Annotated in this window: 4 protein-coding genes and 1 pseudogene; 4 read left to right on the top strand and 1 reads right to left on the bottom strand. The window is 66.5% G+C overall.

Annotation, left to right across the window (positions count from 1 at the left end; translation table 11 throughout):
- The first annotated feature begins 608 nt into the window (after positions 1–608).
- Complete coding sequence (locus G3N61_RS37930; protein ID WP_089451900.1) at positions 609–1,811, top strand: multidrug effflux MFS transporter; 1,203 nt, start codon at positions 609–611, stop codon at positions 1,809–1,811.
- Between the two features lie 32 nt (positions 1,812–1,843).
- Here the strand turns inward: G3N61_RS37930 and G3N61_RS37925 are convergent, their stop codons facing one another.
- Positions 1,844–2,719, bottom strand: coding sequence for a LysR family transcriptional regulator (locus G3N61_RS37925; RefSeq protein ID WP_089451899.1), 876 nt, complete (start codon positions 2,717–2,719; stop codon positions 1,844–1,846).
- Positions 2,720–3,104: 385 nt separating this feature from the next.
- Between G3N61_RS37925 and G3N61_RS37920 the strand changes: the two genes are divergently transcribed.
- The 3 genes and pseudogenes from G3N61_RS37920 to G3N61_RS37910 form a co-directional block, all read left to right on the top strand.
- The gene (locus tag G3N61_RS37920; protein ID WP_205824985.1) at positions 3,105–3,896 is read left to right on the top strand and encodes a transcriptional initiation protein Tat; all 792 of its coding nucleotides are present in this window, start codon (positions 3,105–3,107) and stop codon (positions 3,894–3,896) included.
- Between the two features lie 8 nt (positions 3,897–3,904).
- On the top strand, positions 3,905–4,948 hold the full coding sequence (locus G3N61_RS37915; RefSeq protein WP_205824983.1) for a substrate-binding domain-containing protein: 1,044 nt from the start codon (positions 3,905–3,907) through the stop codon (positions 4,946–4,948).
- Positions 4,949–5,008: 60 nt separating this feature from the next.
- Positions 5,009–5,234 (top strand): annotated as a pseudogene (locus G3N61_RS37910) (cytochrome C); the annotation flags it as partial.

The following is a 5,234-nucleotide window of genomic DNA, read 5'->3' as shown; positions in this document are numbered from 1 at the left end:
GTTCTGAGGTTCTGAGGTTCTGAGGTTCTGAGGTTCTGAGGTTCTGAGGTTCTGAGGTTCTGAGGTTCTGAGGTTCTGAGGTTCTGAGGTTCTGAGGTTCTGAGGTTCTGAGGTTCTGAGGTTCTGATGGCCTGAAGGCCTGGTGTGTGCGTGGGCTGGCCGGAAAGCGGCCGCCCACGCGCAAGCCCAAATCGGCGGCTGCCTTCCACGCGCTGCAGTTCCCTCTCCTCAACGCGGCATCCCGGCCGCTTCACGATCGATCGATTGCGGCAAGCCCGCGCGCGCTGTGCCGAATGACAACACGGCGACGAAACATCGTTCGATCATCCGGCGACTCAAGAACGACGGCGAAACGCGCCGTTGCTCACCGCCAACATCGGCGCCAGATTTTTCTTGACCGGCATCCCGCACGACACCCGCCGCCGTCCTCCACGCGCCTCCCCGGCAACTGCTTTAACGCCCGCAAAAACGCATCCGAGCGATGCAATTCCGCCGCCTCCCGAACCGCATCGCACGCCGTATGATCGCCCCGGCCTTTTCTCAAGGCGGCCCAACGCGCGTCGCCATTGCCCGCCGTTCACGCGCGCCGCCACCACCACCCAGCGAACATGTCCCACTTTTCACTCATCCTCGTCGTCTCCCTGTTGAGCGCCTTTGGCCTGATCGCGTCCGACGTCTACCTGCCCGCGATGCCGTCGATGGCCCACGAGTTTTCGATCGATGCATGGCAGATGCCGCAGACGGTATCGGCCTACCTGATCGCGCTCGCCTGTGCGCAACTGTTCTACGGCCCCCTCTCCGACCGGTGGGGACGCAAACCCGTGCTGACGGCTGGCATCCTCCTGTACATCCTCGGCTCGATCGGCTGCGCAAACGCCGGCGGCTTCGCAAGCTTCCTCGGCTGGCGCGTCCTCGAAGCCCTCGGCGCGGCGTCCGGCCTCGTCATCGGTCGCGCGATCATCGCCGACACCTGCGACAAGAAGGCATCCGCTAAGGTCTACAGCATCGTGTATCCGCTCGTGTCGCTGTCTCCGGCGATCGCCCCCGCGATCGGCGGATATCTGGCTGCATGGTTCGGGTGGCGGAGCGATTTCATGTTCGTCGCCGCGTTTGGCGTCGTCGCGCTCGTGCTCGTTCAGCTGCTTCTGAAGGAGACGCGGCCGCCCGTCACGCCGGGGCAACAGCGCGCCGTGCCGCTGGCCGGCTTCGCCGACGTGCTCGGTGATCGGGCATTCATCCGATACATGCTCGTCGTCTGCGCGATCTATTGCGCGTGGTTCGTGTACCTGACGCAGTCGCCGTTCATTTTCTCGGGCCTGGGCCTGTCGGAACAGCAAAGCGGCTGGCTTTACCTGCCGCTGACCGCCGGCATCATTGCCGCCAACATGATCTCGCGCCGCATGCTCGACCGGATGTCCTACGACGCGATCGTCGTGGCCGGCGTGGGCTGCTTCGTGGCCGGCGGCATCGCGTTCGCGCTGTGCGAGTCGTCGCACGTCAAAGGCATCGTCGCGATCGTCGTGCCGATGTTTCTCGTCAGCCTGTCGAACGGATCGTCGCTGTCGCTCGCCGTGTCGGGCGCCATCGCGAGCGAACATGGGCGCGCGGCCACCGCGTCCGGGCTCGTCGGCTTCTTCCAGATCGGCAGTGCGTCGCTCGCGGCCACCGTGTCCAGCGGCCTGCTCGGCACCGGCAGCCATGTGCTAGCGACGGCTATTCCGTTCTTCGCGATCGTCGCGGCAGTTGCGATCGTGCCGCGCTGGTACGCCGCGCGGCGCACGCGCTCGATGCGTGAAACCCGGCCCCGTTGAGCAAGATGTCCCGCCCCGGCAGATCCCGGCCGCTATCGATAGCGATCGAACGAAGCAGTGATCTCGGCGGTGACCGCCCGAACGCGCGCCGTCCGGTTCAGGTCCGTATGCGACACGAGCCAGACCTGATACGGCACGGCGCGCGTCCTGTCGGGCCAGATTCGCACGAGCGAATCGTCCTCTTGCGCCATATACACGGGCAGTTCGCCGATGCCGATGCCCGACCGGATCGATGTCGCCAGCATCAGGCTCGAGCTGACTTGCGCAACGATGCGCCCGCGTTCCATCGACTCGCCGCACAGCGTGTGTGCCTGATTGGACGTGATGGAAGGCTGGTAGACCACCAGGTCATGCCCGTCGAAAGCCGATCCGGTCGCGGGCGCACCATGCGCATCCAGATACTCGCGACTCGCGAACAGCCCGACCTCCCACTCGGCCAGCTTCCGGCGGACGAGATCGGGGTTTTCCGGCATCACGGTTCGAATCGCGAGATCCGCATCGCGGCGGGTCAGGTTCAGCACCTGCACGGACGTCGTCAGGATCACGTGTATCGCGGGGCATGTCCGGCGCAACACCCGTATCGCGGGAATGACGAAATCCATCGCCAGCGAATCGGTCGTCGTCACCCGAACCTCGCCTTCGAGCCGGTCGTCCGAGCCGTGGACGCGCCGCTCGAAGTCACTCGCCGCTTGCTCCATCGCTTCCGCGGCCTGCAGCGAATGCTCGCCGATCGGCGTCACGACATAGCCGGACGACGTCTTGAGAAACAGCTTCGCGCCCAGCGCTTTCTCCAGCGCCGTCAGGCGTCGCCCGACGGTAGCCTGATCGACATCGAGCACGACTGCGGCCTCGCGCAGCGTCCCGGCGCGATGAACTGCCAGAAAAACGCGGGCATCGTCCCAGTTCATGGTTAACGTTCTCTCTCGGTAAAGCATGTTTGCATTCGTGGGACGAAATTATACAAGTCGATCCTCTACACCCCATCTCACATAATCAGTCCTCCCTATCAACAGGGTCAGCATGTTTGCCGAAGGGAACCAGAGCCGTCCGCTGGAAGCCTCTCAACAACCCGGCCATCCCCCAAAGGCCCACTGCAACACGCGCACCGAGGGTGGTTGCAGCGATCACACCGCCGCCCTCCCGCCGAATCATCAGACCCTCGAATATCTCCCATCCGATATCGCGATTTTCCGTATCGGGCGCGCGCCGCTAGACTGGCTACGCATTCGCGACGCCGCATCGTCGTACGGCAGCGCGACACGCCCCCACAAAAACGATTCCGGGAGATAAGCCATGTCCGACCGGCATGCGCGCCGCGGCGCGCTCAAGACACTCGGCCTCGCGGCCGGCACTGCGCTGCTCGCCGCCGCGCGCCACGCTCACGCCGCCGCGCCCGACACCGGCGCGCTGCTGCCCGGCGGCGCCACGCACCTCGCCGACCTCACGCGCCGCCTCGCGGCCGCACCGCGACGGCGCGACTTCAAGACGGTGCCGATGATCCTCGAACGTCCCGACCAGTGGGATCACGCGGCGCTGGCCGAAGTGACCGGCTACCGCGGCGGCCCGAAGCAGGTGTGGGACAACACCGAGCTCGGCGGCCCGTGGCTGAACCTGATGCGCAATTCGCTGAACGCGCAGATCTGGTCGTACCGCCATCCGGATTTCCTCGTCGTATCGGCCACGCACGGCAGCGCGCATCTCGCGCTGTTCGACCAGGTCGCGTGGGACAAATACGGCCTCGCCAAATTCGCCGGCGCCGCGTTCCCGACCAACACGCTGCTGGACGCGAAGCCCGCGCAATCGAAGGGCGCACAAGACCACGAGTTGCCCGACGGCGCGTTCTCGTCGCACGACAACAGCCTCGCCGCACTGCAGCAGCGCGGCGTCGTGTTCCTGTCGTGCCACAACGCAATCTGGGAACTCGCGGAACGCCTCGACGGCGCGAACGCGAATCCCGACAAGCTGCCGCTCGATGCGCTCGCGGCCGACCTGACCAACCACGTGATCCCGTCGGCCATCGTCACGCCGGGCGCGGTCGGCACGCTGCCCGAACTGCAGCAGGCCGGCTTCACATACGCAAAATGAGCCCCTCGATGACATCGACTCCCCTGCAACCGCCATCGCGTCGCCGTCGGCGCACGCTGCGCGCCGTGCTGGCAGCGTGGCTCTGCTGCACGTCGGCCCTCTCACTCGCCGCGCCTGCCACGACCGTCTTTCCGCCCTGGCAGGACGGCCGCAACAATGACGCGACGCACCGTGGCCTCGAATTCACGGTGCCGCAGGTCGACGTGCTCGCCGATTTCCACGGCGACCTCACCGCGCCGAAGCTCGTGCTGTTCGTCGGCGGCAACTATTTCTTCGCGATGGCGCCGCTCGTCGCGAAGTTCGAGGAAGACCATCCCGAATACCGCGGCCGCATCTACTGGGAAACGATCCCGCCCGGCCTGCTCGTGAAGCAGATCCAGGCGGGCGGCACGATCACCGTCGGCAACATGACGTGGACGGTCAAGCCCGATGCGTATTTCGCGGGCCTCGGCAAGATCAACGGGCTGATCGCGGACGGCACGCTCGCCGGCCCCGCCGTGCCCTATGTGACGAACCAGCTGGCGATCATGGTGCGCGCCGGCAATCCGAAGCGGATCGCGTCGCTGAACGACCTCGCGCGGCCCGACGTGCAGCTTGCGATGCCCAATCCGGCATTCGAAGGCGTCGCGCGGCAGATCCGCGCGTCGCTCGTGAAGGCCGGCGGCGACGCGCTCGCGCGTACCGTCTACGACGACAAGGTACGCGCCGGCACGACCGAGCTCACGCACATCCATCACCGGGAAACGGCGTTATTTCTGATGCAGGGTCGCGCGGACGCGGGCGTGCTGTGGCAATCCGAAGCGGCGTTCCAGGAACAGGTCGGGCATCCGCTGATGCACATCGACATTCCGGCCGAGCAGAATACGACGGCGATCTATGCGGGGGCGATGGTGAAGGACGCGCCGCATCCGGAAGCCGCCCGCGCATGGCTCGCGTTCATCCGGTCGCCGGAGGCGTTCCGGATTTTCCAGCGCTACGGCTTTGGCCGATACGATGCGGCGGCACCGGCGCAGAATCTCGCGCCGGAGCAGAAGCAGCCCGACGCGGGCTGACCGCGCGGCCACGCCGGCAGTCCGGCGGCGCGCACGCGAACGACAACAAGGAGGGGACACGTGAACGATACGGTGGACACACCGCGACGCCGGTTTGCGCCGCTGCTGCTCGCGGCGGCGGCGCTGCTGGCCGGCCACGCGCGCGCGGACGACGCGACGCTCGGCAAGACGATCGCCACACAGGGCACGACGACGGGCGTCGCCGCGTGCATCGGTTGCCACGGCAGCCAGGGCGAAGGCAACGCGGCGGCCGGCTTCCCGAGGATGGAGGGGGGGGAAGGGGCGT

The organism is Burkholderia sp. Ac-20349 (assembly GCF_017104865.1).
GTDB classification, from domain to species: domain Bacteria; phylum Pseudomonadota; class Gammaproteobacteria; order Burkholderiales; family Burkholderiaceae; genus Burkholderia; species Burkholderia aenigmatica.
The sequence above is the reverse complement of the archived record's forward strand: the minus strand, read 5'-3'. Positions and strand labels throughout refer to the sequence as shown.

Bases quoted from the DNA above. Each gene is read 5' to 3' on its own strand.
- G3N61_RS37930 (WP_089451900.1), top strand. From the start codon at position 609: ATGTCCCACTTTTCACTCATCCTCGTCGTCTCCCTGTTGAGCGCCTTT.
- G3N61_RS37925 (WP_089451899.1), bottom strand. From the start codon at position 2,719: ATGAACTGGGACGATGCCCGCGTTTTTCTGGCAGTTCATCGCGCCGGG.
- G3N61_RS37920 (WP_205824985.1), top strand. From the start codon at position 3,105: ATGTCCGACCGGCATGCGCGCCGCGGCGCGCTCAAGACACTCGGCCTC.
- G3N61_RS37915 (WP_205824983.1), top strand. From the start codon at position 3,905: ATGACATCGACTCCCCTGCAACCGCCATCGCGTCGCCGTCGGCGCACG.